The sequence below is a fragment of the Pseudoalteromonas sp. MMG024 genome, assembly GCF_021654175.1.
Taxonomy (GTDB): domain Bacteria; phylum Pseudomonadota; class Gammaproteobacteria; order Enterobacterales; family Alteromonadaceae; genus Pseudoalteromonas.
On the sequence record NZ_JAKFZO010000001.1, the window covers coordinates 336,922 to 363,117 of the forward strand.

Here is a 26,196-nt window from a genome sequence, read left to right on the forward strand (position 1 = left end):
TTTTTTATAATACCATTGCAGCAATCCAGCCGAATATTAATAACGGAATGTTAAAGTGAATAAAGGTTGGTATAACTGTATCTCTTATATGGTCGTGTTGATTATCGGCATTGAGACCAGATGTCGGACCTAGGGTTGAATCAGAAGCAGGGGAACCAGCATCACCTAATGCTCCCGCCGTACCCACTAACGCAGCAGTAGCCATTGGCGAAAAGCCAAGTGTTATGCCAAGTGGCACAATAATCGTCGCCACGATTGGCACTGTGGAAAACGAACTACCGATGCCCATAGTGATCAACAGGCCAATTATTAAAATAAGTGCTGCGGCAAATGCTTTACTATCACCAATAGAACTCGAAATACTTTGCACAAGCGTTGATACTTCATTGGTTTGCTGAATAACAGAGGCAAAGCCTTGGGCTGAGATCATAATAAACCCGATCATCGCCATCATTGCAGCACCTTTACTGAAAATATCAGACGACTCTTGCCATTTTACAACACCAAAAATAGTAAAAATAAGTACGCCGATTAAGCCTCCTAGAATCATTGAGTTGGTAATGGTTTGCGCATAAAGAGAAGTCACTATCGCAATAAAGCCAACAGCAATCACTTTGCTTTTGTTTTTAGGCAGTTTAATCTCGGATGTTTGGTTTAACGCTTGATAAGTTCGCTCGTTGCGATAAGTAAAAAACACCGCGATTATCAAACCAATTAACATGCCAATAGCCGGAATAATCATCGCAAACGGTACACTGGTAGCGTCAATTTCTAGCGTATTTTTTTCAAGATTAGTGTGCACAATGTCATATAAAAATATTCCACCAAAGCCGTAAGGCAGCACCATATAGGCGGTTGCCAAACCAAAGGTCAACACGCATGCTATTGCGCGGCGATCGAGTTTTAAATGATCAAAAATAATAAGCAGAGGCGGTATCAAAATTGGAATAAACGCAATATGCACTGGAATTAAGTTTTGTGAACTGATTGATACAAGTAAGATTAAGCTCAATACGCTCGCTTTGATAAAGAGTTGTGAGTATTGAGTTTGTTCACCTTTTATCTGGTTAATTAATTTGTCTGCCACGATATCGGTTAAGCCTGATTTGGCAATAGCAACTGCGAACCCGCCAAGCATTGCATAACTTAGAGCGGTTTTTGCACCGCCTTGCAAACCATCATTAAATGCTTGCAATGTTTGTTCAAGGCCAAGACCCGCGGTTAATCCTGTGGTAATTGCGGCGATTGTCATCGCTACAATCACATTAATACGCAGTAAACTTAAAATCAGCATTACACTAACGCCGAGTACGACTGAGTTCATAATTGTCTCTTATATTTTATGTTATTGACATTACGTTTAAGCATCTTAGTTTGTGCCTTTGTAAGCGTTTTTTCACCATAACGGTGACGACTATAAAGGCTTAAGAAGCTCATTAAATCGGTTTTATTATTAGGGAAATGTTCGCATAATCGAGTTAAAAAATGTGCTACAGTTTCGCCATTTTCACGTGCGAGATTTTTGCCTTTCGCAAAATGCTCTAATGCAATTAAGTAAGCAGCAACTGGGTCGTCAATTTGCGTACGTCGTTGCCATAGTTTTATCACTAAAAAGCTTACCAAAAATAATCCAATTAACGACATCACAATCACTGCTATTTTGAGCGCACTGGTTTCCTTTATAAGCTCTTTGAATAACTTATTTTGTGCTTCGTTATCAAAACTCAGCACCCATGCTGTCCATTGATAATCCAATTGTTCGAGATAAAGCCTTAGTTCATTAAAAACAGCAATATCACTTAACGCGGTTAGGCCCACGCCAATATTATCTTCGAAGTCATCGCGTGTATTATTAAGTTGAGAGAGAGAACCATATAGGCGATCAGGTTCGACAAATTCCGTCGCATCAAATTTAATCCAACCCTTTGAAGGTACATAAACTTCTGTCCAAGCGTGTGCGTCGTATTGATAAACTGATAAATATTTAGCGCTACTTGAAGTTTCCCCCCCTAAGTAGCCCGATACGACACGAGCAGGAATACCCGCTGCTCGAAATATAAAGGCGCTGCTGCTTGCATAATGCCCACAAAAACCTCGTTTTGCCACAAACATAAACTCATCAATTGAATTGCTACCATTATAAATGGGTGGCTTTAACGTATAGCTAAATTGTTGTTGAGTGTAATAGCGTGACAGCAATTGAATAAACTGCTCGATTGATGTTGATTGTGCTTTTAATTGAGCAGCTAACGCAATGGCTTGTGTATTGATATCTTGTGGTAATGTGAGATTTAACCGTCGTTTACTAGACGTTAAATCGTCAGCAAAGTCTATTTCGGTTATGTCATACGTAAATTTTTGGTTGTTAGGGTTAATTCGGTATAAACCACCGTCAATTGTAGTGAAGATATTACCGGTGCTTGACGAACCTGCATATAAAGCGGGTAGCCAATTTAATGATGTTTGTTCATGGTAGATTTTAATCTCGCGACCGCCTTTTTTAAGCGCGCTGTTGCGTAATTTTAAATCTGCTGAATCAACGATATTCCATGAACGACCATCAAACTCTTCATGTATCATAGTACGCCAATAGTAAGGAGCAGTAATATTGTCTGGCACAACAGCACGAAATGCGAGTTTGTCTGACTTCGTGAGATCAGAGATATTAAAAGGGTTTACTGATTCAGATAATCCAACTTGCGCGGTAGATAAACTCGGCATTCGCCAAAAGGCTGGCAGTTTTGGTAAAAACAGAAAAAGTACACAGGTTATTGGCAAACTTAACAGTAATATTTTAAAAGCACGTGCGCCGCTTTGTTTTATGATTTTACGGTTGGTAAGTAAATACAGCGCGGTGATGTTGAGCAAAAATAAAAACAAAACCAAAAGCGTAACCGGCAGCGAGTGATAAAACAAAAACACACAGCTTGAAATGAAAAAGTTAACTAACACAATTGATTTGATTTGACGTGGCTTTTCAGCAATCAATAGTTTCAGACAATTGGCTTGCAATAACATGGCAATAAATAAATTTACAAGCTCACTAATGCCTATTGTTAAGAATAAGGTAAGCGTACATACCAAAGCGAGTACATTACCAACGATAACAGTTGGTGCACTGGCCTTTGTGTAAGCAATTGCAAATACCCAAATAATTAAAAGTGCAACGGTAGCAACAAATAGTACCGCAAGTTCATCAAATAATAAGGCGCTAACAATAGCGATGATCAGCGCAGATAAGCTTTTAACGCTTTGATGATTAAACATTGCTTAATTCTTCCAAACATTTGGTCATATGCGGTGTACCCGAACCTAAATCTACTTTAGCGTTTGGTAACACTAGGCTATATCGTAAATTTTCATTTTCCGCATGGGTTACTAAATAGCTTAGATGTTGCAGTTTTTGCTCTAGGTTGCCGGGTACTGTTTGCAAGCTGAATTCGTATTCACTGGTATTGCCTGAAGAAAAGTCTTTAGTTGCAAGTACTTGGTGTTTAGCATAATGTTTCCACGATATGCGATTCACTTTGTCGCCATCAGTATAAGGCCTAACTCCTTGATAGTTCTCACTAACCGTTGCTTGGTTAGATTGAGATTGACTGTCTGATTCAATTTCAGCTTGGCTTACTTGGTGAAATGAAAACGACAGTGGAGTGGGGTATACATACGTTTTTTTATCGGGAACGAAGTAACTCCAAGTGGTTACAAGACCAAAAGGATAGCGAGAAAAAAACTTTAACCGTGGCAAACTATGTAGACCGCGATTAGCGATATTAATTTGTAATTCTAATTTTTGCGTAGTCTCTTCAATACTATCAAAAAATTGGCTGCGAATATGATCACCACTAACTTCTAAACTCGTGGTGCCATCTTTATTGACCAATTGAAAGTAGGCAAAGTACCCGGTGTGCTGATAACCCGCTACTGTGTGAGAAAGTGTTACTTTAAGATTATACAGATTGACAAACGCAACGATAAAATTCACTAAAAGAAACGAAAACATTAAGTAACTAAACATAATTACTAAGTTGTTTTGGTAATTAATACCTAACACATAGACCAAAACGTTCGATATCAAATACGCCATGCCAAACTTACTCGGTAAAATATAAATATTTTTATGAGTAAGGGTAATAGACGTTTCGCTGTGCTTACGTTTTTTTAATTGATTGTTAAACCAAACATTTACGTGCGATTTTATTGACTGCACAAGACTAGTTTTAGTATCGGACATAACTTAAGGGTTGATTTTAACTTTATTTAATAAGTCGTATGACAAACTATTTGAGGTATTACTGGTTAATCCAAGACGATGTTCTGCAACCGATGGAAATATAGCTTGTACATCATCTGGGATAACATAATCACGTTGGTGTATAAACGCCCACGCCTTAGCTGCGTTTGCTATCGCGATGGATGCTCGTGGCGATAATGCCATTGGGTAATCAGGGCTATCGCGTGTTTCATTTACTAAATCTAAAATATAATCAGCAACAACTGAAGAAAGTACGACCTCGCTAACGATTTGCTGCATCTCGACTAAAAGCTCTGGTGAAAGTAATGCATTAATTTTCTTTGCCGCGTTATTTATTTCACCAAGAAGAATTGATTTTTCTGAAGCTTTATCTGGATAACCTAAACCGATACGCATCAAAAATCGGTCTAACTGAGACTCTGGCAATGGAAAGGTGCCAGCTTGATGCATTGGGTTTTGTGTAGCTATCACAAAAAAAGGAGAAGGAAGTGTGTGACTTTTACCATCGATACTCACTTGTTGTTCTTCCATTGCTTCGAGCAAGGCACTTTGGGTTTTAGGGCCTGCGCGGTTTATTTCATCTGCCAACACAACTTGATTAAATAGTGGGCCTGCATGGAAATGAAAAGTTTGCTTATTTGGATCAAAGATGGTGCTGCCGGTAATATCCGACGGTAAAAGATCGCTAGTGAACTGCACACGCTGATAATTAAGACCAAGAACATTGGATAACGCATGCGCCAAAGAGGTTTTACCCATACCAGGTAAGTCTTCAATTAATAAGTGACCTTTTGCAAGCAAACAACATATTGAGAGTTTTATTTGTTGTTGTTTGCCTAAAATGACCGAATTGAGTTGTTGTATTATCTGGTCGAGTGTTTTGTTCATTATGCTAATGTTTAAATAAACTAATAATTCATAACAGGATATAACAAAGATGTGGGCTCAACAAATAGGAAAACAGTATCAAATATCCAATTTAACATAATATACATTATGGGCTATATGGTTTAAGCGAAAGTCTCCTGACTTTCTGGTTCTGCTGCAAGCCCTAAACATAGACCCACAATCGCACAAGCAGCACTAATCTTTTTTATAACATCTGTCCATACTGCCGATTCTTCTTTTGATTTCGATTTTTCTAATGCTAATTGCAATAAAGCCTCTTTAACATCCATTTCCATCGCTTCGGCAATGTATATCACTTGGTTGGCTGTCAGGTGTCTTTCACCTTTTCTAATTTTAGACAAGTTACCCTGATGTAAACTTTCAACATCAGACAGTACTTGTTTATCCTGAGTATAGTCTTTAAATTTTTTATACTTATCAATAAGTTCGCTACTAAAAGCCATAAGTGCCTCCTTTATAAATCTATTATAAATACAAAATCTCAAAAATGACATTTTGGAAAATATCACATTTGACATATTGACACATGTCAAAATTGACATTACGCTAAATATCAAAATTGACATACGGTCATTTTAAGACGGATTTGATAAGGAGATATTTATGCTTTCAGATAAAACTTTAAACATTCTAACTGTAATCGTTAACAACGAGATTAGAGAAAAAGCATACATCCGTTCTGTTCAAACTGGCGTTGTTGAAAATGGCATCCTACAGCAAATGGATCTCGAAATAGCTGAGTTACACAAAATCTGTTACGAGCTAATCAACTACAAATCAAACCTACAACAACGCGATGTATCTATTGTTAAAACATCACTAGAAGCAACTGCATTTGTTCTTAAAACTCCAATGGTTGCTAACTAATGAAATTTTACTGGCAAGAAATCCCAAACCAAGATGAATACGGGCTTATGTTTAGCGGCCTGGACACGTATTTATCTTTTTATTCAAAATCTGAAATGTTGGCTTGGATAATTGATTACCAACAAGGTGCGGAATTTGAGCTAGTAGAAGTTGACGAAAACAATCGCGAAGATTTGTTAATGTCGGGGGCGTTTGACTAATGAAACTAGCGCCTAAACCACAACACCAGAACGTAACTAAGGTCGATTACCTTACAGTTACTTTTTGCCCTGCTGAAATCCAACGCCTTAAAACAATGGCTAAATGGCACGTTTCAACGGGTGAATATAACCACTATCGCGAAGCGTACAACGCGCTTATTTGTGCCGAGGTATTCGACGAAAACGGCACAGACGACTTTGATATCGTCACCGAAACAAAACGCACTACTGACCGTTTCTTTACCGACGAATCTGAAAAGGCTTACAACGATTTATTTGATAACAATAAACGTTATCCAAACAACATGCCTTATGACGAAAAGATAGCGCTTTGCAAAGTAGTCTTTAAAAAAACACAGAAATATAAAGTATTAGATAGCCTTATCGAGGGCGAACTACAACACTTCTTAACCCTATTAAATACAGTTGTTGCTACCAAAGCCGACCGTATGAACGCAGATGAACAACCGTGGACTATTCGCCAAAACACAGGCGGAATGTTTACTTATGACCATTCAGCAACTCTTTACCGCCACGGGGTAAACAGCGGCATTGTAGCGTGGGGCGCAAATAACGCTGGCTGTATGGTTTCTTTTTCGGGCACTGGCTGCAAAGGCTTAGACCTAACGCTATTACATAAAATGCTTTCAAAAATGCCTCACGCAAAAATTACACGATTAGACATTGCTTACGATGACTACCAAGGCGAAATACCTGTTGATGAATACTTACGCCAATACGAAATGGGTAATTTTGCTTTAACTAACCAAATGCCTAACTGGTCATATATTTGTGGTGGTACATACACTGCTTTAACTAAAGAACAACAATCCGATTTTAAGAAAAAGCATGGCTGGCAAAAGAAATATGACTTAGTACCTAATGCTGGTTCAACGCTTTATGTTGGCTCACGTTCTAACGGCAAAATGTTTAGAGCCTATGAAAAAGGCCGTCAAATGGAATGCGAAACTAATCCTAATTGGGTGCGTGCTGAGCTAGAACTGCGCGCAACTGACCGCACTATTCCACTTGATGCACTGATTAACACAGATGCGGTATTTGCAGCGGCCTATCCTGCCCTCGCCTTTGTATCTGAAAAACGCTTAGTTATCGAAACAACTAAACGTAAAAAAATGGATTCAAGACTTGTTGATATTCGCATCCAGCTAGAAGCAACAGAGCAACGCTTATTCAAGTATCACAAACTCGCTTACGGCAAATGCGTGAACTACATGAAACAGGCATTACAGCTATCAGATAGCGAAATCGTTAAACAATTAACCAAAGGATTGGCTGTTGATGACATGCCAACCAAGATAAGGCAAACGTTCGTTATGCCACCGAATTTTAACCAAACGGAGAACATCCCATGTCATTAAAAGTTGTTTTATTAGGCGCCACATTAGGCAATGGTATCAGCACTAAATCTGGTACACCAAAACCATATTCAATTGCATCTATTGATTACATTGTACCTGCAAGCAGTTATCACGCTGGTGACCATAACATCGATAAATGCGGGTTTGATAAGAAGTCAGTAAACATGCAACACAGCACCGACCTATTCAACAAGGTTCAAAAGCTAAGTGTTCAACATGGTGTGTGTGACGTTGACCTAACACTATCTCCCGACCCAGAAAATCCAGCACGCAACATCGTAACTGATATCGCGTTATCTAAGGACTAATTATGCAATGCGTAACGGTATTACAAGACGGTACTTTACAGGCCAGTAACACAGCTTGTGATTTTGTAATCGTTACGCAGGAAGAATACCTAAACCTAGGTATGCAAGGATTAGCGAATTTGCTTACTGAGCTATTCGCCTTTGACTTGGCAATATTTAGTTTTGCATCGTCATCACTAGCTGTTGCCTTTATCTCTTTCCATGGTTTAGGACGTATCGTCCGCGCTATGGGCAAACATTAATGAAAGGAAATATCACTATGAAAAAATTCATGAAACACGCAAAAAGCAAAGCAGCAAAAGCAGGTTTAGTAATCGCTACAGGTTTAGCGGCTGCATCAGCGCAAGCTCAGGATTTAACAACAAAAATCACTGAAGCAAGCACTCAAACAGATGCCAACTTAACAACGCTTTACCTAGCTATTTTCGGCTTTGCTGTTCTTGGTTTCGGCTTCTGGATGATTATCAGCGCAATGAAGAAAGGCTAATGCTTACGTCTATATTTCTCGCTGTCGCAGTTTATTACTGTGCTTTTGAGGGGTTTAGCTCAGCTATTAGAACATCTTAACTGGCGGGTTTTCCCGCCTTTTTTATCGGTGAACTATGCGTTTTTTGTTATTTTTTATATCACTAATATCCTTTAATTTGTCTGCAAATAACTTAGATTTATCAGACTTAAAAGAGCCGGAGCTTAGGGAGTCAACGATTTATGAATGTGTTATATCTGCTTCAAAAGTTACAAGTGATATAAGTCCTCAAGCTTGTTTTGCACCTGTTGCAGCCAAGTATGCTGGCGACTCAGGCTATGATAGTTGTTCTGTTTTATCGTCCAAACAAACATCCGCCGAGGTACATTGTATCTACTATGTAATCATGTCTGATGGTACACGTTCAAAAAGAAATATTTATAAAACTGCCCGCTCTTATAATAGGGGCGGTCAAGAGATACCAAGCTGTCCTAATTCCTTATATCCTGAATATGATATTGAATACTTAGCACCAGACGGTGATATGTATTGCGTTAAGACCATAGAGCCCGACAACAGTTGTCCAGAGCCGACCGCTAACGATATACCAATATTTGGCACTGGTAATGGCGCACAAGATTATTGCTATACAAATCCTGATGGTTCTCAATGCAAAATATCTACTGATTCAAATGGTGATTATACTCTTCCTAGTCAATACGCATCTCAAGAAGTCGCAACTTGTCATGATGAGCCCGTAGATACGCCTGACCCTGACCCAATGCCAGATGTTCCCGAAACACCGGACGCAGACGACCCTACACCAGACGACAATTCAGAGGGCGACGATTCAGATAAAACTGCCGATATCGACGCTCTAAATCAGATAAACGACAATTTAACGATTATCAATGATTCAATTAACACAGCGTCTGATGCTAACTCAGAACGCCTAAATCTAATCAAAGACAACATAGATAACTCCAACCTTTATCTAGACTCAATTGAGGAAAATACAGGTAAATCACTAGGTGCTTTACAGCAGCAAACCGCGTTATTAGCTGAGATACGAGACAAAGAAGATAAAGACAAGGCAATTACAGCTAGTGCTAACCGCAAAACTGGCGGCTTAAATGACTTCTTCACAGAGGAAGATAAGGCGCAATTAGTAATAGAACTTGAAAACAAAAAACAGCAATTAACTGATGTTTACACACAAATTCAAAATGATGTGACTGACCGCTTCAATTTCAGTAATAGCATTTCGGGTACATATGAATCACGCACAATTAACTGGAAAGGACACCAAAAAGAGGTAGGCGCACAACGCTTATCTGAGAACCTTTTTAAACAACTTGCGCCAATCGTTTTATTGGTTTGTTCAATCATTGCTTTAGGGATTTTATTATGGGAATGAAGACTAAAACACTCTTACTAATAATGCTTTTTTTACCGTTGTTCGTACTGGCCGATACATACACAGGCGAGCAAGGCGTGGCACAAATGCACGGTGATTTCATTACCGACTTATGGTCTTACTTCGAATCAGACGTACCTAACTTTATACAGCGAATGTATTCCTATTACATTGAATATATAACGATAGGCTACATTGCAGTGAAAATTGAAATGGTAAAGCTGTCGTGGTCTGTTGCTGAACGTATATTAGAAAATTACGACATAGCAAGCCGCATAATTTCACAAGCTGAGGCGTTACCTCAGGACGTAAAAGCAATGCTTATTGATATACGTTTTTTTGATGGTCTTAACTTCATTATTCAAGCGGGCGTTTCTCGCTTTGTTATGAGGTTCATGTAATGGCTGCATCGATATTTCATGGTCCTCCAGGTTCGTTTAAATCAGCTACCGCAACATGGTTTGAAATCATTCCAGCGCTTCGCAAAGGTCGCATTGTTATAACTAACATTGAGGGCATTTACCCGCTTGAAGAAATCGAAATCGCACTACAAGAAGAATTTCCAGAAACCGCCCAATTATGGCGTTTGTCATCACAAAATGAAGACGGTTTGAACCTATGGCGAAATTGGTTTTGCTGGGCTCCTGTTGGCGCATTGATTCTTATTGATGAAGTGCAAGACGTTTACCCCACAGAGCGCACATTCAAACCAGAGATTGAATGTGTTTATAAACACATATCAACGTTTAAAGATTTATTACCCTCGCATTGGTACGACTACCACATAGAGAAGCTAGATAGCATCAAACCAGAACAGCTTTCATCAGCAGACGTTGATGATACAGGACGGGAGTTATTCAACGAACATGGCCACATTATATACCCTAAAAACCTCAAAGAAGCCTACATGCGACACCGCAAATACAACTGGGATATCGTCGTCGCAACCCCTGACATTACAAGCGTTCACAAGTACATCAGAAACGTCTCAGAGGAAGCCTATTGTCACAAATACTTTTCAGGACTTAGTTGGATCCCGTACTTCTACAGACGCCCGAGAATCCACCTCCACCCAGCAAAACTCGACGGCAAAACAATCACAAAAGGTGACGCAACAAACTGGAAGAAAGTCCCGCTCGATGTCCACAAATGCTACAAATCAACCGCAACGGGCGCTATTACAGCGGGACGCGGTAAAAATATCGCAAGCCTTCCTCTCGCCATTATGGGTGCTGCGATACTCGTTTGGGTCATTGCTGCATTTATTTTTCTTTCCGGTGATTCAGATACTAAAACCGTACCTAAAGACACCAATTCGAATACTACTCAAACTGCTCAAAAAACTGCTAGTGTTTCTAGTCGTAATGCTCGTGTTCCGACTGGTGATAGCAGCGTTCCTGTTCTAGAGCTGCCTTACAATGCGTCAAATATATTTGTTTCTGGTGTTGTGCAAAAACGCGACGGTGCAGCGCTATCGAGACATATTATTTTTACTCTACAGACACCCGATTATGGCGAACTATCGCTAAACAATATCGACTTATTAGAAATGGGTTACACAACGAAGTTTTACGGTATTTGTAACGTATCGATACAACAAGGCCAGTCTGAGTATAAGGCGCTTTGCAATCCAATTAGATACCAACCACCACAAACAGATAGCTTTGATTCCGCGCCAAGCGGAGCCTGAGCGTAGCGCGGAATCATAGCTATCAGATTTACAATTTAACAATACGTCACTGGTGACATTATGAATCGAAATAAACGATATGAAGAAAAGATGAAACAAAAAGGCCTTAAAAAAGTCACCCTATGGCTTCCTGTGAACGCTGAGATTGAATTCAAGCAAATGGCCGAGTTTTGTATAGAAAACCCCTATCATGTTCCCTACATGGCTAAGAGCATAAAAACAGGCCGATTTGCTAAAGCCGTTTAGGGGTTATTAGGGGCTCGCCCCTGATGCAAAACCAACATGCCACATATCAATACCCGTACATCAAATCGACAAGGGTAAAACCAGCAACACTTGTATAAAAGTGGCTGGTTCGCCCCCTGCTAAACCAAAACAATGTATAAATTTAACTCCGATGTGTCAGCCCTCCCCCCTAATACTAATAGGGGGGGAGCAAAAATTTTACAGCATGTGCACGTAAACACCCTGTGCATGGTACTTAAATGTAATTGCATACAATCCTATGAAAACAATAATTCAACCCCTTAACCACTGAAATATAAGGAGTTAACAATGGTTAAGGCAGACTTTCAAAGTCAATTCTATTCACTATTCGGCACTGATTACGAATTAGCATCTAAAAAGCTCGGTAAATCACCAAGGCAAATAAGGCGCTATATCGAGACTGGTAGAGTATGCAATACAGTAAGAATACTAACGGATATAATTTACCGAGGGTATTTACCTAATTCTAATGGTTGGCATGATGCCTATATCGATAAAGACGGAGTAATGCACTCCCCTTACGGTCAAGTTACTTCTGGCGATTTGGCTTACTTACACAACTATAAATGGGCTGCACATAGAGCTACTGAACAACTTAAAACGGCAAGAAAAAGGATCTCTGAATTAGAGCAACTATCCAATAGTGATGAAATACAAGACGCATTACTTGATATTGTTGCTAAATTAGCTAGAAAAGCTGGCTGATTTAATTTAAGTTAAGGCAGTCAATTCCATTAAATTGCATTGAGTCAAGGAGTACATTCAATGGCAAAATTTCTAAACACAAGCGCAACCAACTATTACCTCGAAGAACTGATCAAATCATCATCCGAACGTTTAATTTTGATAAGTCCATTTTTAAAGTTAAATGAACGAATTAAAGAGTTGTTAGAAGACAAAAATCGCCTAAAGCTCGATATTCGAATCGTGTATGGCAAAAGTGAATTACAACCTGAAGAGATTAGTTGGCTTAATGAGTTAACTTATGTGAGAACTAGTTTTTGTAAAAATTTACATGCTAAGTGCTACATCAATGAATCTTCATGCATAATTACTAGCTTAAATTTGTATGAATTTAGCCAAGTTAATAATAATGAAATGGGTATATATGTTTCTCGAGATGACGACGCAGAATTGTATCGTGATGCATATGACGAGGCACAGCGCATTATCAGAATTAGTGATGAGGTTAGAGTTAAATTAGAAAAAATTTCCTCTGAAGCTAGTGAAGAAACAGATGCAAACAGTAAGCTCTCATCTTCGAAAATTGCTAAAAAATTAGGGGTTAAAACACCTGAGCTTTTAGAAATGATGGTATCTAATGGTTACTTAAGTCTAGAGGGTGATAAGCATTCTCTCACTGAAAAATCACAAGCTTTGGGTGGTGAGCTTAAAAAGAGTAAAAGGTTTGGTGAATATTTCGTTTGGTTTGAAGATAAAACTCTAGAAGCTTTTAGTTAAGCATATGTCAACACGACATATGGAATATAAACCTTAATTCATTGAAAATAAAGGGAATTCTATTATTCCCTTTTTTATAGTTAATACATATTAAGGGGTGTTATTTTATAATTCTTACTTACTTGAATAATTAAGCTAATTTTAATCAGTATGTTAACATCAGGTCGCGAGTATTTTAGTACCACTCAAATTTCATTTTTGCCAAGGAGGCTCCTCTAAAGTGTCAAATTCATTCAAATCATTTCAGTTTGCTATCAGTGATGCCGAAGATCTTCTACATTGTTATGATATTTTAAATAATTCTCAAGAACATACTGGTTCGGATGCATTAAAACGTTCTGCGTTAATAATGACTTTAACTGCGTGGGAAACTTATGTTGAAGATGTGATAACAGAAATATTTGAGAATAAATTTGGAGCATTACATGGGAGTCAGATCGGAAGCTTTATGGATAGGCAGTTGGAACTACGACTTAAAACCTTTCATAACCCAAATTCTTCCAAAACAAAACAAATCTTCGAAGAATTTTTTGGGTATGACATAACTCAAGATTGGAGTTGGAATAATTATCTCCCTAAACAGTCAAGGGAGACTTTGAATAAGTGGATTAATAAACGAGGTTATGCAGTTCACAGAGCCGTCACGGAAAGTAATAAGCCTCACATCATTAAGCGTGATGAATTACAAAAATGCATTCGTTTTTTTAAAGACCTTGTTGCAGCAACAGACAAGGCAGTAGAAAAGATATGAATGAGTTACTTATAAGACAGTTCGTTTCGTTCAATATAAAACAAAGCAGTGTTGCTGTTAAATGGCTTTGGATAATTTAAAATGTTCAAAAAAACAAATGACATTTTAGAAGCTTCTGAATCAGAACTGCTAGGATTTTCAACAAGTCTAAGTTTACTTAAACCGGTTCAACGAGTATGTATTTATCCACTCATATATCTGAAAATGGGGTTCGGCAACTTAACAAAGCCTATGGCTATTTGGTCTATGATAAGCTTTTTTCTATTAATTGTATTATTGTTGCTCTCTTCTGGCATAGAAATGCGTAAAGAAGTCTTCCTTTTTTCATTTAATCTTTGTATCTGGGTTGCACTACTCTTCGTGACATTTTCCACACCTAGTAGTTACGCCTTTTATGGAGTAACAGAAAAGAATATAAGTAAAATCGTTGAAATACTTGACCATCACAATGTGCAAAATAAAGAAGACATAGAACTTCTCGAACAAAACATTGATAAAGTTGATAAACGTATAGAAGAAAGAATTAATTTTTATAAATGGATCATTGGATCATTTTGGGGGTTATATATCCTTTTAATGAACTTTGAATTACGGTTGATTAGTATATCGGGTAATGTAATTGACACTGATTTTTTAAAAGATAATTTTGAAACGTGTCTTTATGTTATTTTATTTACTGGATTTGCATTAGTAGCGATGATTAGTTACAAACGCGCATCAAATATGCTTATAGCAAGTCTTCAGTTTGCCTGTGTTGAGCAGAAATCTCGATACAAGTCGCCTAAATAATAAGTACATCAAGAAGTAGATGATTCTGTACAGATATCAGAAGCTTCACATGTCAAATTTACATAATCAGAATTTCATTTAACTCATTAACAAAAAAGAGGAAACTATCATTTCCTCTTCAATCACATACTACATATTAAAGGCTGCTAACTTATTAACCTTACTTGCTCACTAAGTACACTGATTAATATTTAGCTCAAGTAATTCTATTTATTTAATTATGTATCCGACCTCGAATAACGGCGATTAGAAAATGCTCTTTCTGTTCTGATTTTATGTCCAGTCGCTATGTGTTTCTCCTATATTCAGGAAAACGACAAATTTGATCGTTCTATCCTTTATATAATGATTAAAAGCATATTTTTGCAACAAGTTCATTAGTGTGTTAGAAATGGTGAAAGTATAAAAATTAACCACACCTCATTAAGCAAACGACTAAAAGGTTTGATATTAAATTATTAGGTTTACTTGGGTCTGTACCCTAAGCAGATCTTGACGTAGTGATTCATAGGGAAAATTACATCAAGGAAATAACTATGAGCAACACAATTGAACCCGCTGAACAGCAATCAGGCTTTGACGGAATAATATATTTCGACATTAAAGATATTCCAGCGCAAGACATCCTATCTGATGACGTTGAGTTTGAAGTTGATGAAAGCCACCCGTACATACTGGATCAGTCAGGAACCAGTTCGACATCTAGGACGCTTTATGAAAGACGGCTAGCTCGCTGGAAAGACCTAACTACGCCGCCTAAGACCAAAGCGAAATGTGTAAAGATGTGCCGGATAGGTCCAGTTAAAACTTGTTGTGGATGGAAAGCTTATAAAAAATGGCTTTATAGAACCGCTACTCTAAGAGTGACCACAAGTGCACCTATAGACATAAGCGGTGCAGTAGAAGATTGCATTAAGCAAGCCGCAGTTGCAGCCGCTATTGCTGCGATAATTTCAGGAGGCGCAGCTGCTGCTGCTGCTGCTGCTGAAAAAGTTTTCTTCACTTGCCTCAGTAAAAAGGTTGGTAGTGACTTATTGGGTGTCAAAATTGACTTAACTAGTAAATGGGGGGGGTGGAGCCCAATCTGATAAAATCAGCTGGCGCCGAAAAAAGCGTTCACTGATTTATACGCTAAACACAAAAATGTCACTTTGACATATTTAAATATTTATTTAACTCTCTAATAAAAAAGAGGAAAATATCATTTCCTCTTCAATCACATACTATACATTATGAGCGCGTTATTATTTGATTACTTTTGCTAGTTAAGTTGCATTCATTACTTTCAATCCATGATTTAACTTCATAATTCATATCAAACCTCACATCTTAATAAATTCATCTTTGCTAGATTTTAAATTTTTAATTAATTGATTTTAAACATAAAACTTTAATTATATGGAAGAAATCAACCAGATCTATCTGCAAAAACACAAAATATATTTAAATACATGTGTCTAATAATTGGAAGTGCTTTATTTATGTGGGCTGTGATTGCGTTAGTTTCTTATTTTAAAATGATGTAACACTTTGCGTTTAAATAACTCGTTAACAAGGATATGCACGTTGTTTGTTAGTCCCGTACTTTTTAAAAACATCTACTTAAATATGTTTTCTATACATAGTGACAATTTAAGTATGTACGCTAATAAATGAGGAAATTATATTGCCTCATGAATAAAATTAACAATTTCACTCGTGATATGGTATTTCGACTTAAAAATGAGTAACTGTGACGAAAAGTTTTAGTAAGCAGAAATAACATAACCAGCAAAGCTAAGAAGTTAATGATTCGTGCTTGGTACTTTGGGGATCGTTAGCTTGTTTTAATTCCCTTTCTTGACGTCGTTCTTGGCCTTTTTGATATTCTTCAGCAATCATTTCTTCTAATGCTAAAACTTGTTTTTGAAAATCTTCTTGGCTAATGTCACCCGTTTCGAGCATGCTTTCAAGTTCGGCTATTTTTTCTTTCAACTGTTTCACTTTTTCAAGATCGACGCCGAGTCGTTGCATTAAAATCGCTTCTTGAATTTTTTCTAAAAAACTCACGTTGCGATCTGATTCAAACATGCTTTTATTTTGATACTTTTGTGATGTTTCAGATGCAGTCTGACTGGGCATTTCTTTTGTCAATGCGTGGCTAAATGTTGCCGAATTTTCATCAGCTAGCGGCATTTCCTTGCCAGTTTTATTTTCATTAACGTTGTTGTTGTGGTTTGGTTGCTTAATCTTGTGATCTGCGTTGGTTGATGATGTGCTAAATAACAACATAATAATCCCTTATCCTTTATTTTGTTCGCTGTGCGAACAGTTAAATAAATACGTATGTTAATTTACAAATATCAGGCCATGTTTTTACTGAATGCTCATCAATAGATAAGAGTTTTATAAACCCATGGTTTATTTGTTACTGGTACTCACTTTTTTACGTGAATTATTGAGTAGCGTTTATTGAAAGAATAAAAAAATCCGATGACTACACGCCATCGGATTTTAATGTAAAACAACGTTTTAATATTGCTATGAAGCTTTTTCAGATTGTGCCTTTTTACGCGCTGCTTTTTCAGCTTTACGTTTGATGATAGCTTCTTGTGCTTCATTACCAATGTGACCTTCGCCACGCGCTTTTGCTAGCTCAATTTGCTTTTGACGCTCTGCAAAACGCTCACGTTGCTCGTCACTTACTGTATCGATACAATGGTGGCATGATAAACCTTCTTGATAAGCTTCAAGTTGCTTTTCTTCTTCGGTAATTGGCATACGACACGCATGACACTGATCGTATGAGCCTTTGTTTAAGTCGTGGTCCACAGCTACGCGATTATCAAATACAAAACATTCGCCTTTCCACATGGTGTCTTCTTTTGGTACTTCTTCTAAGTACTTAAGAATACCGCCTTCAAGGTGATAAACTTCGTCAAAGCCCTGCTCTTTCATATAAGCTGTTGATTTTTCGCAGCGAATACCACCGGTACAGAACATTGCTACTTTTTTATTTTTGCTCGGATCGAGGTTTTTCTCAGCCCATTGGGGAAACTCGCGGAATGTTTTGGTTTTTGGATCAACGGCATTTTCAAAAGTACCAATTTCGATTTCGTAATCATTACGTGTATCAACTAGCACAACATCAGGGTCTGAAATAAGTGCATTCCAGTCTTTTGGTTTTACGTAAGTACCAACAACTTCTTTAGGGTCAATGCCTTGTACACCCATGGTAACGATTTCTTTCTTAAGTTTTACCTTGGTGCGGTAAAACGGACATTCGTCGTCAAACGATTCTTTCGATACAATATTATCAAGTCCTGGTTGCTTATCTAACCACGCTAATAATGCATCGATACCCTCGCGCTTTGCGGCAACCGTTCCGTTAATACCCTCTTGCGCTAACAATAATGTACCGCGCACATTATGTTGTTCCATAGTATTGAGTAAAGGTTGACGAATTTCTTTATAGTTAGGTAAAGAAACAAATTTATAAAGGGCACACACGACGTATTGTTGAGACATAATTTTCCTAATGTTTAGCTTTAAATACTAACCGGAGCGTAATTCCGGCGCCAAAATGGGTCGCTATTGTATCAGAAACTTTGTGCTGTTCAATTCTATTGTCTATATTTTGCACACAAAACCATCGCTAATTAGCTATGTTTTTGTCTTTCATGTAAAATGCACGCTTTATTTTATGCCACAAACACATTAAGTGGAGAGACACATTTGTCCTTTGAAGATTTAGGCGTTGATAAGCGAATTGCAAGTCAACTTTCACACATTGGTATCACTACGCCGACGGATATCCAGCGACAAGCAGTTCCTGTTGCCATTGCTGGACACGATTTACTAGCCCAATCAAAAACAGGTTCTGGCAAAACATTTGCATTTCTATTACCTGCAATTACACGCTTAAGTAAGCAAAAAGCGTTAAGTAAACGTGATCCGCGTGCGTTAATTATTACGCCGACACGTGAATTGGCGAATCAAGTGTATAAACAGTTAACCTTGATTATTGCGGGCACAGGATTAAAAGCGACAAAAATTGTTGGCGGCGATAATTATAATGACCAAGTTAAAGCGCTTTCTAAAGAACCACAATTTGTTGTTGCAACACCAGGTCGACTAGTTGACCATCTTGACGACCGTAATTTCTATTTAGAAGGTCTTGAATTATTGATTCTTGATGAAGCCGATCGAGTATTAGAGCTCGGTTTTAAAGAACAAATCGAAAGAATAAACACAGCGGCAAATCACCGTTTACGCCAAACTTTGTTTTTCTCGGCAACATTAGAGCATGCTGAAGTAGATGCGCTTTCACGTAATTTACTTAAGAATCCAAAACGCGTAACCATTGATGCCAGTGCACAAGAACACAACGACATTACGCAAAAGTTTTTCTTAGCGGATCACTTAGATCATAAGATTGCGCTATTAATCGCCGCAACAAAAAGCGCTGAATCCGGCCAACAAATCGTGTTCACCGCAACCCGTGATGACACGGTAAAGTTATCCGAAATCTTAGAGCAAGAAGGCTATAAAACGCTTGCGTTATCGGGCGATATGAATCAAAGCAAACGTAATTCTATTATGGATGCGTTTTCTCGTGGCCAAGCACAAATCTTAGTGACGACAGATGTTGCATCTCGTGGTCTAGATTTACTCAATGTATCACAAGTTGTTAATTTCGACTTACCTAAGCAAGCCGAAGAATATGTGCACCGTATCGGTCGAACTGGACGCGCTGGATTTAAAGGTAACGCATTGTCTTTAGTAAGTGCAAAAGATTGGCAGAGTTTTAAAGCAATTGAAAGTTACTTATCTAAGCGTATTGGTTTTTCAGAAATTGATGGCTTAGTAGGTAAATTTAAAGGGTTTAAAGAAAAAACACATCAACCAAAACAGAATTTGAAAGCAAAATCTGTCAGTAAAAAAACAAGCAAACACAAAAAGCCATTCAAAAAGCCAAATAAAGCCAAAACTGCAAAGGCTATTCCGGCACCGTTTGATGTTGATGGTGTTGCACCATTAAAGCGTCGCCCAAAGAAGGATGAAGAATAATGACAATTCAACTTGGTAAAATGAATAGTTTAGTTGTTAATGAAATTGCGTATGAAGGTGCGTATTTAACAGACGATAGCGGCAATGGTGAAGTTTTTCTTAAAAAAGAAGAGATGCCCAATGACTTAGCAGTGAAACAAGTAATTGAGGTATTTGTATTTGAGGAGCAAGGAAACTTAACTGCAACAACCAAAACCCCAATAGCGCAATTAGGTGATTTTGCCCTACTCCAAGTGACATCAATTAATGCCATTGGTGCGTTCGTTGATATGGGCATTGGCAAAGAGTTACTGGTACCTTACAACGAGCAGCGTCCAAAATTTGAATTATCACGTTCATACTTAGTACACCTTTATTTAGACAAGGCATCTCAGCGCTTATGTGGTTCGTCAAACCTAAACAAGTTTGTTAAACAAGAAGCAACTGGCTTTAAAAAGTCGCAAGAAGTATCCATTATTGTAGCTGGTCGCACAGATCTTGGTTTTAAAGTGATTGTTAATAATGAATACTGGGGCATGGTGTTTACTGACCAAGTTTTCAAACCTCTGTTTATTGGTCAAAAGCTAAAGGCCTATGTTGCTAAATTACGTGAAGATGGCAAATTAGATATTCGTTTAAGTAAGCCTGGCGTTGCAGGGTCGAACGAATTATCAGATGTCATTTACGATAAGCTGACACAGGAACACGGTGTTATTCATTTAGGTGATAAATCAGATCCAATCGCCATCAAAAAAGCATTTGGTTGCAGTAAAGCTAACTTTAAGCGTGCCATTGGGCATTTGTTTAAGGAAGGTAAGATTGACCTTGCCGCGACTAAGATTACGTTAGTTAAATAAAAAAGGCACATTGCGTGCCTTTTTTATAGATGATTTGTTGAATCAACGAGATCAGCAAATTGATTACTGTAAACACATTTCTGATAACGTTTACCATAATCTAATGCCGCATTCCCGTCTTCGAACTCGATAGGCGCTAAACGGAAAATTTGCAGCTCGCATTCGTCTTTATATGTTTCAATTAAATTCAAGCATTCTTCCATTTTTGCTAGATCAGTTTCGTTTTTACCAATCGCTTGGCATCGAGCCTCAACTTGCGTATTTAATGAAAGCTTTAATTCAAATTGATTAATAGGCTGGCTATTAATGGTATCTAGTATATCTATAAACGCATTTTGGCGTGTTTCGTTATCGTAATGTTGATAACCTAGGTAGGCTGCAACGATCGCAGCAATTGCAAAAATAAAACGCATGAAGTACTACTCTTCTTATTCTTTTTAGCTTCAGACGGAAATGCACTAATGTCTTAATTTACATTAGTGCAACTACTTTAATTAGATTAACTTAAAGTGTTATTTATTTCAATTAAAGTAGCTTGTGGATCAGGTGATTGCGTAATTGGGCGACCAATAACAAGGTAATCACTGCCTGCATCAATCGCTTCACGAGGTGTCATAACGCGTTTTTGATCGCCTTTATCAGAACCTGCTGGTCGAATACCTGGGGTGACTAACTTGAATTCGCTACCCAAAGTCGACTTTAATACCGACGCTTCTTGAGCAGAACACACTACCCCATCAAGGCCTGCCTCTTTTGCCAATTTCGCTAAAAACTGAACTTGTTCGTTTGGTGTTTTATCAACGCCTAAACGCTTTAATTCTGCTTCGTCCATTGATGTTAGTATTGTTACTGCGATCAGCAATGGTGCGTCATCACCATACTTTTCAAGTGCTTGTTTGGCTTTGCGCATCATTTCTGGGCCGCCACTGGCATGTACATTAACCATCCAAACGCCTAATTCCGCCGCTGCGGCAACTGCTTTTGCAACTGTATTTGGAATATCGTGAAATTTTAAATCTAGAAATACATCAAAGCCTAAATCAATTAACTTCTTCACAAATTGAGGGCCAAAATACGTAAACATTTCTTTGCCTACTTTTAAGCGGCAATCCTGTGGTGAAACGCGTTTTACAAAATCTAACGCGGCGCTTTCATCTGCGTAATCTAATGCAATTAATACTTTGGCATCGTGGTTCATTAATAAATCCTAACTCAAAAAAAGGAATAACATATTATGTGTTTTGTTTAAAACCCGTCTACGCCACTCAATGGCACCAATGACTCAACATGTTTACAAGAAGGGCAAAACCAATACATTTTTTTACTTGTAAAGCCACAATGGTTACATTGGTATAATGATTTTGTGGCGATGTAGTCTTGGACTAAATTATTTATTTCCGTTAATACAGTTTTAATGTCCTGACTTTGTTCAGACATCAACATTAATAAGTAACTAAAGCCCCTAATATTGGGCTGCTTACGTAAAACTTGTGTAATATAATTTCTCGCTTCATCAACCTTACCTTGAGCCATAAGACTTTTACAATAATGTATTTTGATAAGTACGCTGTCGCTTTTTAAATGCTTAGACAAATGAGAGAAATAGTTGTCTTGTAAGTTCAGCTTTTCATAGCTTACTGCTAGTCTATCTAAAAAAATTGGTGCGAACGCGATATTTTTATCGAGTAAACTGCCCCAGTATTTAATCGCTTGAAGAAAATCACCACCGTTATATGCGTTTTCACCAAGCATGTACTTTGGCCTAACGAGATCTTGCGTTAGTTCGGTAATGACATCGAGAGGTTTTAAGTCTTTGTCATGAATCGCTTTTTCGCAATAAAAATTAGCGATTGTTTTCTTTAATTGGCTGGTGTTAAAATCGGACTCATGAGATTGAAATAGTGCAATGCCTTTATCCCAATCATGGCTTTGTAAATACAATAGCATCAACTGACAAAGCGCGTTGCTATCTTTTAATGAGTGCAGATAAACAAGGTTCTCTTCAGCGCGGTCAAGCAATCCTGCCATCATATAATCTTGCGCTAGTTCATAAAGAACATGTTTTTTTTGCTCTAACGAAAGTCCGTCATGTTTTAATAGTAATTCGTGTACTTTAATTGCGCGATCTAGTTCACCACGTCGGCGAAACAAAGTTGCTAGAGTTAAATAATGTTCTACAGAATTTGCTGAAATTTCGAGTAAACCAATTAGGTGTTCTAAACCCTGGTCTTCTTCACGGTCAAGTAAGAACTTTAAACCTTTACTATACTCATTAATAATTTCTTGGTTTTGTTGTTGGGCTTCATTATTAGCATTGTTTTTACCCATTATATAACCGTAAGCTGCCGCTACTGGTAACAACAAAAACAGCAATTCGATCATTAACTATCCATGACTTTGAGAAGTAAGCTTCTGATTTTGTCTTCTTAAACGACGGTTTTGCAGTTTAGCTTTTGACAATAGAATTGTACTGAGTGCAACACCTAAAAATAGGCCTAAGGCACAACAAATACTTATTATGAAAGCGAGAGGAATTTCTGCACTTGCTATTATAAAGTTAATTTTCACAAGATGAGGGTTTTGCGACCCCAATACAAATAAAACGAATAGCAAGCACAGGAGAAAAGTTACTTTGAGAATTTTGGTCAAAACAGCCTCAAATTATGCAATACTTGCATTCACGCGGTCGCGCAGTTCTTTTCCTGGCTTAAAGTGAGGTACGTATTTGCCCTGCAATTCTACTTTATCACCCGTCTTTGGGTTACGACCAACACGTGGTGCACGATAATGTAGAGAGAAACTGCCAAAACCACGGATTTCAATTCTATCTGAACTTGATAAAGAATCAGCCATAAGTTCTAACACTTCTTTTACTGCATTTTCTACATCTTTCGCTGGAATATTTGCGTGCTGTTCAGCAAGTTTTTCAATCAGTTCTGATTTTGTCATGTAAGTACCCTTTATAATTGTAATAGGAAGAGCAGCTATTAAGCCGCTCTTCCAAGTCGACTAATTAGTCTTTTTGAGCATTTTTGAAAGCTGCTGCCATTGCGTTTTCAAACGCTGGCTCTTCTTTCTTAAGCTTATCTAGCGCTTCTTTCTCTTCAGCTTCTGAAATTGCTTTGATTGAAAGGCTGATAGCGCGGTTCTTGCGATCAACACCTACAAACTTAGCTTCTACTTCGTCACCTACAGAAAGAACTGCTGATGCGTCTTCAGTACGCTCAACTGCTACGTCAGCTACACGGATGTAACCTTCAACACCTTCGATAAGTTCAACTGTAGCGCCTTTAGCGTCAACTTCAGTTACTTTACCCTTAACAATAGCACCTTTTTTGTTTGCGTCCAGGTAGTTATTGAAAGGATCAGCTTCGATTTGCTTAACGCCTAGAGAGATACGCTCACGCTCTGGGTCAACTTGTAAAACGATAGCTGTGATTTCGTCGCCTTTCTTGAACTCACGTACAGCTTCTTCGCCAGGCGTGTTCCAAGAAATGTCTGAAAGGTGAACTAGACCGTCAATGCCGCCTTCTAGGCCGATGAAGATACCGAAGTCAGTGATTGACTTGATCTTACCAGTAACTTGGTCGCCTTTGTTTTGTAGACGAGCAAATTCTTGCCATGGGTTAGCTTTACATTGCTTAAGACCTAGAGAAATACGACGACGTTCTTCGTCGATTTCAAGAACCATAACTTCAACAGTGTCACCTAAGTTAACAACTTTTGAAGGGTGGATGTTCTTGTTAGTCCAATCCATTTCAGAAACGTGTACTAGACCTTCTACGCCTTCTTCGATTTCAACGAAACAGCCGTAGTCAGTAAGGTTAGTTACACGACCAGAAAGCTTAGAACCTTCTGGGTAACGACCAGCGATAGCTGCCCATGGATCTTCGCCAAGCTGCTTAAGACCTAGAGATACGCGTGTTTTCTCTTTGTCGAACTTAAGTACTTTAACTAAGATTTCGTCACCAACGTTAACGATTTCGCTTGGGTGTTTAACACGTTTCCAAGCCATGTCTGTGATGTGTAGAAGACCGTCAACACCACCTAAATCAACGAATGCACCGTAGTCAGTAAGGTTCTTGATGATACCTTTAACTTCTTGACCTTCAACAAGGTTCTGTAGAAGTTCTTCACGCTCTTGTGAGTTTTCTGACTCGATAACAGCACGACGAGAAACAACAACGTTGTTACGCTTCTGGTCAAGCTTGATTACTTTGAATTCTAACTCTTTACCTTCAAGGTGAGCTGTGTCACGTACTGGGCGCACGTCAACTAGTGAACCTGGTAAGAATGCACGGATAGTGTCAACTTCAACAGTGAAACCACCTTTAACCTTACCATTGATGATACCAGTAACAGTTTCTTGCTCTTCACATGCTTTTTCAAGACGGATCCAAGCTTCGTGACGCTTAGCTTTCTCACGAGAAAGGATAGTTTCACCGAAACCATCTTCAATTGCATCTAGTGCAACATCTACTTCATCACCAACTGCTACTTCTAATTCACCAGCAGTGTTTTTGAATTGCTCAGCAGGGATTGCGCTTTCAGACTTAAGACCCGCGTCTACTAGTACGATGTTGTTTTCGATTGAAATAACAGTACCTTTAACGATTGAACCTTGTTCTGCTTCAAAACCCTTTAGGCTTTCTTCAAATAACTGTGCAAAATTTTCTGACATTATAAGTCTCTAAATAAAATATCCATTTGGCTATCCTGCCGCATGGGGTTGTTATAAAAATCAACTCTTCCTATGAGTTAACCAATTAAATTCTTTTCGATACACAAAGACACCACTTGCTCAAATGCTTGATTTGCATCGAGTTCGGTAGTGTCTATAACAATTGCATCTTCAGCAGGTACAAGCGGAGCGACTGGGCGATTCATATCGCGATCGTCACGTGCTTTGATATCTGCAACTAGGCTGTCTATTTTAACATCAACACCACGTTGCTTCAACTCAAGAAAACGGCGATTTGCACGCTCTTCTGCTGACGCTGTTAAATATACTTTTAGCACTGCATCAGGGAACACTACAGTGCCCATATCGCGACCATCAGCTATTAAGCCTGATTCGCTTCTAAATGCACGCTGTCGACGTAATAACGCTTCGCGAACACTCGGCAATGCGGCAATTTTAGATGCCATGCCACCAACCTCTTCAGTACGAATTGATTTGGTAACATCTTCACCTTCTAAAATAATTTTACCATTGCCGGTTTCATTATCTATCACAAATTGCACATCTAAATTAGCCGCTAACGGCAATAAAGCTTCTTCGTCTGTTGGTGTTATCATATGGTGGCTCGCTGCTAGCGCTAAAACACGATAAATCGCGCCACTATCTAATACGTCCCATCCAAGCTTATTTGCTAATAAACGGCAAACGGTTCCTTTACCTGAACCACTTGGTCCATCGACTGTAATTACTGGTTGACTACCCAACATTACAACCTCCCAAAATGTACAAAACTAAAATCGCCGCGCAGTATACGCGATAATTAAAAAATTATCGCTACTTTACGGTGAAAAATCTGTGATTTCTATTTTAG

General features: G+C 38.3%; 31 protein-coding genes. 17 read left to right on the forward strand and 14 right to left on the reverse strand.

Features of this window, described 5'->3' with window-relative positions; all coding sequences use genetic code 11:
• Positions 1-4 precede the first annotated feature (4 nt).
• From L1068_RS01570 to L1068_RS01590, 5 genes are all read right to left on the reverse strand, one after another.
• Complete coding sequence (locus tag L1068_RS01570) at positions 5-1,324, reverse strand: Na+/H+ antiporter NhaC family protein (RefSeq protein ID WP_237128760.1); 1,320 nt, start codon at positions 1,322-1,324, stop codon at positions 5-7.
• Complete coding sequence (locus L1068_RS01575; protein WP_237128761.1) at positions 1,321-3,267, reverse strand: DUF3488 and transglutaminase-like domain-containing protein; 1,947 nt, start codon at positions 3,265-3,267, stop codon at positions 1,321-1,323. The genes L1068_RS01570 and L1068_RS01575 overlap by 4 nt, the downstream gene beginning before the upstream one ends.
• Positions 3,260-4,234: a DUF58 domain-containing protein gene (locus L1068_RS01580; protein ID WP_237128762.1), complete on the reverse strand. Its 975-nt coding sequence runs from the start codon at positions 4,232-4,234 to the stop codon at positions 3,260-3,262. The genes L1068_RS01575 and L1068_RS01580 overlap by 8 nt, the downstream gene beginning before the upstream one ends.
• 3 nt (positions 4,235-4,237) lie before the next feature.
• The gene (locus tag L1068_RS01585; RefSeq protein ID WP_105171395.1) at positions 4,238-5,143 is read right to left on the reverse strand and encodes an AAA family ATPase; all 906 of its coding nucleotides are present in this window, start codon (positions 5,141-5,143) and stop codon (positions 4,238-4,240) included.
• Positions 5,144-5,265: 122 nt separating this feature from the next.
• Positions 5,266-5,607 (reverse strand): hypothetical protein, encoded by a 342-nt coding sequence (locus L1068_RS01590; RefSeq protein WP_237128763.1) that lies wholly within the window; start codon positions 5,605-5,607, stop codon positions 5,266-5,268.
• A 160-nt stretch (positions 5,608-5,767) separates the two neighbouring features.
• On the opposite strand from L1068_RS01590, the gene L1068_RS01595 reads away from it, so the two are divergent.
• The 15 genes from L1068_RS01595 to L1068_RS01665 all read left to right on the forward strand — a co-directional run bounded on the left by L1068_RS01595 (position 5,768) and on the right by L1068_RS01665 (position 15,847).
• Positions 5,768-6,031 carry a hypothetical protein gene (locus L1068_RS01595; RefSeq protein ID WP_237128764.1) on the forward strand — a complete coding sequence of 88 codons (264 nt, stop codon included), beginning with the start codon at positions 5,768-5,770 and terminating at the stop codon, positions 6,029-6,031.
• Positions 6,031-6,231, forward strand: a complete 201-nt coding sequence (locus L1068_RS01600; protein WP_237128765.1) for a hypothetical protein — start codon at positions 6,031-6,033, stop codon at positions 6,229-6,231. The genes L1068_RS01595 and L1068_RS01600 overlap by 1 nt, the downstream gene beginning before the upstream one ends.
• Positions 6,231-7,610: a replication initiation factor domain-containing protein gene (locus L1068_RS01605; protein WP_237128766.1), complete on the forward strand. Its 1,380-nt coding sequence runs from the start codon at positions 6,231-6,233 to the stop codon at positions 7,608-7,610. The genes L1068_RS01600 and L1068_RS01605 overlap by 1 nt, the downstream gene beginning before the upstream one ends.
• Positions 7,601-7,918 carry a hypothetical protein gene (locus L1068_RS01610; protein WP_237128767.1) on the forward strand — a complete coding sequence of 106 codons (318 nt, stop codon included), beginning with the start codon at positions 7,601-7,603 and terminating at the stop codon, positions 7,916-7,918. Before L1068_RS01605 ends, L1068_RS01610 begins: the two co-directional genes overlap by 10 nt.
• Before the next feature lie 2 nt (positions 7,919-7,920).
• The gene (locus L1068_RS01615; protein WP_237128768.1) at positions 7,921-8,160 is read left to right on the forward strand and encodes a hypothetical protein; all 240 of its coding nucleotides are present in this window, start codon (positions 7,921-7,923) and stop codon (positions 8,158-8,160) included.
• Between the two features lie 17 nt (positions 8,161-8,177).
• On the forward strand, positions 8,178-8,405 hold the full coding sequence (locus L1068_RS01620) for a hypothetical protein (RefSeq protein ID WP_237128769.1): 228 nt from the start codon (positions 8,178-8,180) through the stop codon (positions 8,403-8,405).
• A 115-nt stretch (positions 8,406-8,520) separates the two neighbouring features.
• Positions 8,521-9,801, forward strand: coding sequence for a hypothetical protein (locus tag L1068_RS01625; RefSeq protein ID WP_237128770.1), 1,281 nt, complete (start codon positions 8,521-8,523; stop codon positions 9,799-9,801).
• Positions 9,798-10,202 carry a DUF2523 family protein gene (locus L1068_RS01630; RefSeq protein ID WP_237128771.1) on the forward strand — a complete coding sequence of 135 codons (405 nt, stop codon included), beginning with the start codon at positions 9,798-9,800 and terminating at the stop codon, positions 10,200-10,202. Before L1068_RS01625 ends, L1068_RS01630 begins: the two co-directional genes overlap by 4 nt.
• A complete protein-coding gene (locus L1068_RS01635; RefSeq protein WP_237128772.1) occupies positions 10,202-11,491 on the forward strand; it encodes a zonular occludens toxin domain-containing protein in 1,290 nt (429 codons plus the stop codon). Before L1068_RS01630 ends, L1068_RS01635 begins: the two co-directional genes overlap by 1 nt.
• Positions 11,492-11,551: 60 nt before the next feature.
• The gene (locus L1068_RS01640; protein ID WP_237128773.1) at positions 11,552-11,737 is read left to right on the forward strand and encodes a hypothetical protein; all 186 of its coding nucleotides are present in this window, start codon (positions 11,552-11,554) and stop codon (positions 11,735-11,737) included.
• A gap of 309 nt (positions 11,738-12,046) precedes the next feature.
• Complete coding sequence (locus L1068_RS01645; RefSeq protein ID WP_237128774.1) at positions 12,047-12,463, forward strand: hypothetical protein; 417 nt, start codon at positions 12,047-12,049, stop codon at positions 12,461-12,463.
• Between the two features lie 60 nt (positions 12,464-12,523).
• Positions 12,524-13,219: a phospholipase D family protein gene (locus L1068_RS01650; protein WP_138632631.1), complete on the forward strand. Its 696-nt coding sequence runs from the start codon at positions 12,524-12,526 to the stop codon at positions 13,217-13,219.
• A gap of 220 nt (positions 13,220-13,439) precedes the next feature.
• Positions 13,440-13,970, forward strand: a complete 531-nt coding sequence (locus L1068_RS01655) for a HEPN domain-containing protein (protein WP_237128775.1) — start codon at positions 13,440-13,442, stop codon at positions 13,968-13,970.
• 81 nt (positions 13,971-14,051) lie between these two features.
• Positions 14,052-14,759: a hypothetical protein gene (locus L1068_RS01660; protein ID WP_237128776.1), complete on the forward strand. Its 708-nt coding sequence runs from the start codon at positions 14,052-14,054 to the stop codon at positions 14,757-14,759.
• A 536-nt stretch (positions 14,760-15,295) separates the two neighbouring features.
• On the forward strand, positions 15,296-15,847 hold the full coding sequence (locus L1068_RS01665) for a hypothetical protein (protein ID WP_237128777.1): 552 nt from the start codon (positions 15,296-15,298) through the stop codon (positions 15,845-15,847).
• Positions 15,848-16,535: 688 nt separating this feature from the next.
• Here the strand turns inward: L1068_RS01665 and L1068_RS01670 are convergent.
• Positions 16,536-17,030: a hypothetical protein gene (locus L1068_RS01670; protein ID WP_237128778.1), complete on the reverse strand. Its 495-nt coding sequence runs from the start codon at positions 17,028-17,030 to the stop codon at positions 16,536-16,538.
• A gap of 249 nt (positions 17,031-17,279) precedes the next feature.
• Positions 17,280-18,266, reverse strand: a complete 987-nt coding sequence (locus tag L1068_RS01675) for a rhodanese-related sulfurtransferase (protein ID WP_237128779.1) — start codon at positions 18,264-18,266, stop codon at positions 17,280-17,282.
• 207 nt (positions 18,267-18,473) lie between these two features.
• Here L1068_RS01675 and L1068_RS01680 point away from each other — a divergent pair, with 207 nt between their 5' ends.
• Both L1068_RS01680 and L1068_RS01685 read left to right on the forward strand, forming a co-directional pair.
• Positions 18,474-19,808 carry a DEAD/DEAH box helicase gene (locus tag L1068_RS01680; protein ID WP_237128780.1) on the forward strand — a complete coding sequence of 445 codons (1,335 nt, stop codon included), beginning with the start codon at positions 18,474-18,476 and terminating at the stop codon, positions 19,806-19,808.
• On the forward strand, positions 19,808-20,644 hold the full coding sequence (locus L1068_RS01685; RefSeq protein WP_237128781.1) for a S1-like domain-containing RNA-binding protein: 837 nt from the start codon (positions 19,808-19,810) through the stop codon (positions 20,642-20,644). The genes L1068_RS01680 and L1068_RS01685 overlap by 1 nt, the downstream gene beginning before the upstream one ends.
• Positions 20,645-20,667: 23 nt before the next feature.
• Here the strand turns inward: L1068_RS01685 and L1068_RS01690 are convergent, their stop codons facing one another.
• From L1068_RS01690 to cmk, 7 genes are all read right to left on the reverse strand, one after another.
• Positions 20,668-21,057, reverse strand: coding sequence for a hypothetical protein (locus L1068_RS01690; protein WP_237128782.1), 390 nt, complete (start codon positions 21,055-21,057; stop codon positions 20,668-20,670).
• An 86-nt stretch (positions 21,058-21,143) separates the two neighbouring features.
• On the reverse strand, positions 21,144-21,842 hold the full coding sequence (gene pyrF / locus L1068_RS01695; RefSeq protein WP_237128783.1) for an orotidine-5'-phosphate decarboxylase: 699 nt from the start codon (positions 21,840-21,842) through the stop codon (positions 21,144-21,146).
• A 47-nt stretch (positions 21,843-21,889) separates the two neighbouring features.
• Complete coding sequence (locus L1068_RS01700; protein ID WP_237128784.1) at positions 21,890-23,026, reverse strand: lipopolysaccharide assembly protein LapB; 1,137 nt, start codon at positions 23,024-23,026, stop codon at positions 21,890-21,892.
• 3 nt (positions 23,027-23,029) lie between these two features.
• A complete protein-coding gene (locus tag L1068_RS01705) occupies positions 23,030-23,293 on the reverse strand; it encodes a LapA family protein (RefSeq protein ID WP_021033007.1) in 264 nt (87 codons plus the stop codon).
• A gap of 12 nt (positions 23,294-23,305) precedes the next feature.
• Complete coding sequence (ihfB, locus tag L1068_RS01710) at positions 23,306-23,593, reverse strand: integration host factor subunit beta (protein WP_010560088.1); 288 nt, start codon at positions 23,591-23,593, stop codon at positions 23,306-23,308.
• A gap of 64 nt (positions 23,594-23,657) precedes the next feature.
• Complete coding sequence (gene rpsA / locus L1068_RS01715; protein ID WP_054980726.1) at positions 23,658-25,325, reverse strand: 30S ribosomal protein S1; 1,668 nt, start codon at positions 25,323-25,325, stop codon at positions 23,658-23,660.
• A gap of 77 nt (positions 25,326-25,402) precedes the next feature.
• On the reverse strand, positions 25,403-26,092 hold the full coding sequence (cmk, locus tag L1068_RS01720; protein WP_237128785.1) for a (d)CMP kinase: 690 nt from the start codon (positions 26,090-26,092) through the stop codon (positions 25,403-25,405).
• Positions 26,093-26,196 lie beyond the last annotated feature (104 nt).

Excerpts from the sequence above, each read along its gene's own strand:
- L1068_RS01690 (WP_237128782.1), bottom strand. The coding sequence starts at position 21,057 with ATGCGTTTTATTTTTGCAATTGCTGCGATCGTTGCAGCCTACCTAGGT.
- L1068_RS01610 (WP_237128767.1), top strand. The coding sequence starts at position 7,601 with ATGTCATTAAAAGTTGTTTTATTAGGCGCCACATTAGGCAATGGTATC.
- cmk (WP_237128785.1), bottom strand. The coding sequence starts at position 26,092 with ATGTTGGGTAGTCAACCAGTAATTACAGTCGATGGACCAAGTGGTTCA.
- ihfB (WP_010560088.1), bottom strand. The coding sequence starts at position 23,593 with ATGACAAAATCAGAACTGATTGAAAAACTTGCTGAACAGCACGCAAAT.
- L1068_RS01685 (WP_237128781.1), top strand. The coding sequence starts at position 19,808 with ATGACAATTCAACTTGGTAAAATGAATAGTTTAGTTGTTAATGAAATT.
- L1068_RS01640 (WP_237128773.1), top strand. The coding sequence starts at position 11,552 with ATGAATCGAAATAAACGATATGAAGAAAAGATGAAACAAAAAGGCCTT.
- L1068_RS01645 (WP_237128774.1), top strand. The coding sequence starts at position 12,047 with ATGGTTAAGGCAGACTTTCAAAGTCAATTCTATTCACTATTCGGCACT.
- L1068_RS01570 (WP_237128760.1), bottom strand. The coding sequence starts at position 1,324 with ATGAACTCAGTCGTACTCGGCGTTAGTGTAATGCTGATTTTAAGTTTA.
- L1068_RS01615 (WP_237128768.1), top strand. The coding sequence starts at position 7,921 with ATGCAATGCGTAACGGTATTACAAGACGGTACTTTACAGGCCAGTAAC.
- L1068_RS01630 (WP_237128771.1), top strand. The coding sequence starts at position 9,798 with ATGAAGACTAAAACACTCTTACTAATAATGCTTTTTTTACCGTTGTTC.
- L1068_RS01625 (WP_237128770.1), top strand. The coding sequence starts at position 8,521 with ATGCGTTTTTTGTTATTTTTTATATCACTAATATCCTTTAATTTGTCT.
- L1068_RS01590 (WP_237128763.1), bottom strand. The coding sequence starts at position 5,607 with ATGGCTTTTAGTAGCGAACTTATTGATAAGTATAAAAAATTTAAAGAC.
- L1068_RS01670 (WP_237128778.1), bottom strand. The coding sequence starts at position 17,030 with ATGTTGTTATTTAGCACATCATCAACCAACGCAGATCACAAGATTAAG.
- L1068_RS01575 (WP_237128761.1), bottom strand. The coding sequence starts at position 3,267 with ATGTTTAATCATCAAAGCGTTAAAAGCTTATCTGCGCTGATCATCGCT.
- L1068_RS01585 (WP_105171395.1), bottom strand. The coding sequence starts at position 5,143 with ATGAACAAAACACTCGACCAGATAATACAACAACTCAATTCGGTCATT.
- L1068_RS01620 (WP_237128769.1), top strand. The coding sequence starts at position 8,178 with ATGAAAAAATTCATGAAACACGCAAAAAGCAAAGCAGCAAAAGCAGGT.
- rpsA (WP_054980726.1), bottom strand. The coding sequence starts at position 25,325 with ATGTCAGAAAATTTTGCACAGTTATTTGAAGAAAGCCTAAAGGGTTTT.
- L1068_RS01700 (WP_237128784.1), bottom strand. The coding sequence starts at position 23,026 with ATGATCGAATTGCTGTTTTTGTTGTTACCAGTAGCGGCAGCTTACGGT.
- pyrF (WP_237128783.1), bottom strand. The coding sequence starts at position 21,842 with ATGAACCACGATGCCAAAGTATTAATTGCATTAGATTACGCAGATGAA.
- L1068_RS01605 (WP_237128766.1), top strand. The coding sequence starts at position 6,231 with ATGAAACTAGCGCCTAAACCACAACACCAGAACGTAACTAAGGTCGAT.
- L1068_RS01600 (WP_237128765.1), top strand. The coding sequence starts at position 6,031 with ATGAAATTTTACTGGCAAGAAATCCCAAACCAAGATGAATACGGGCTT.
- L1068_RS01660 (WP_237128776.1), top strand. The coding sequence starts at position 14,052 with ATGTTCAAAAAAACAAATGACATTTTAGAAGCTTCTGAATCAGAACTG.
- L1068_RS01665 (WP_237128777.1), top strand. The coding sequence starts at position 15,296 with ATGAGCAACACAATTGAACCCGCTGAACAGCAATCAGGCTTTGACGGA.
- L1068_RS01595 (WP_237128764.1), top strand. The coding sequence starts at position 5,768 with ATGCTTTCAGATAAAACTTTAAACATTCTAACTGTAATCGTTAACAAC.
- L1068_RS01650 (WP_138632631.1), top strand. The coding sequence starts at position 12,524 with ATGGCAAAATTTCTAAACACAAGCGCAACCAACTATTACCTCGAAGAA.
- L1068_RS01635 (WP_237128772.1), top strand. The coding sequence starts at position 10,202 with ATGGCTGCATCGATATTTCATGGTCCTCCAGGTTCGTTTAAATCAGCT.
- L1068_RS01580 (WP_237128762.1), bottom strand. The coding sequence starts at position 4,234 with ATGTCCGATACTAAAACTAGTCTTGTGCAGTCAATAAAATCGCACGTA.
- L1068_RS01675 (WP_237128779.1), bottom strand. The coding sequence starts at position 18,266 with ATGTCTCAACAATACGTCGTGTGTGCCCTTTATAAATTTGTTTCTTTA.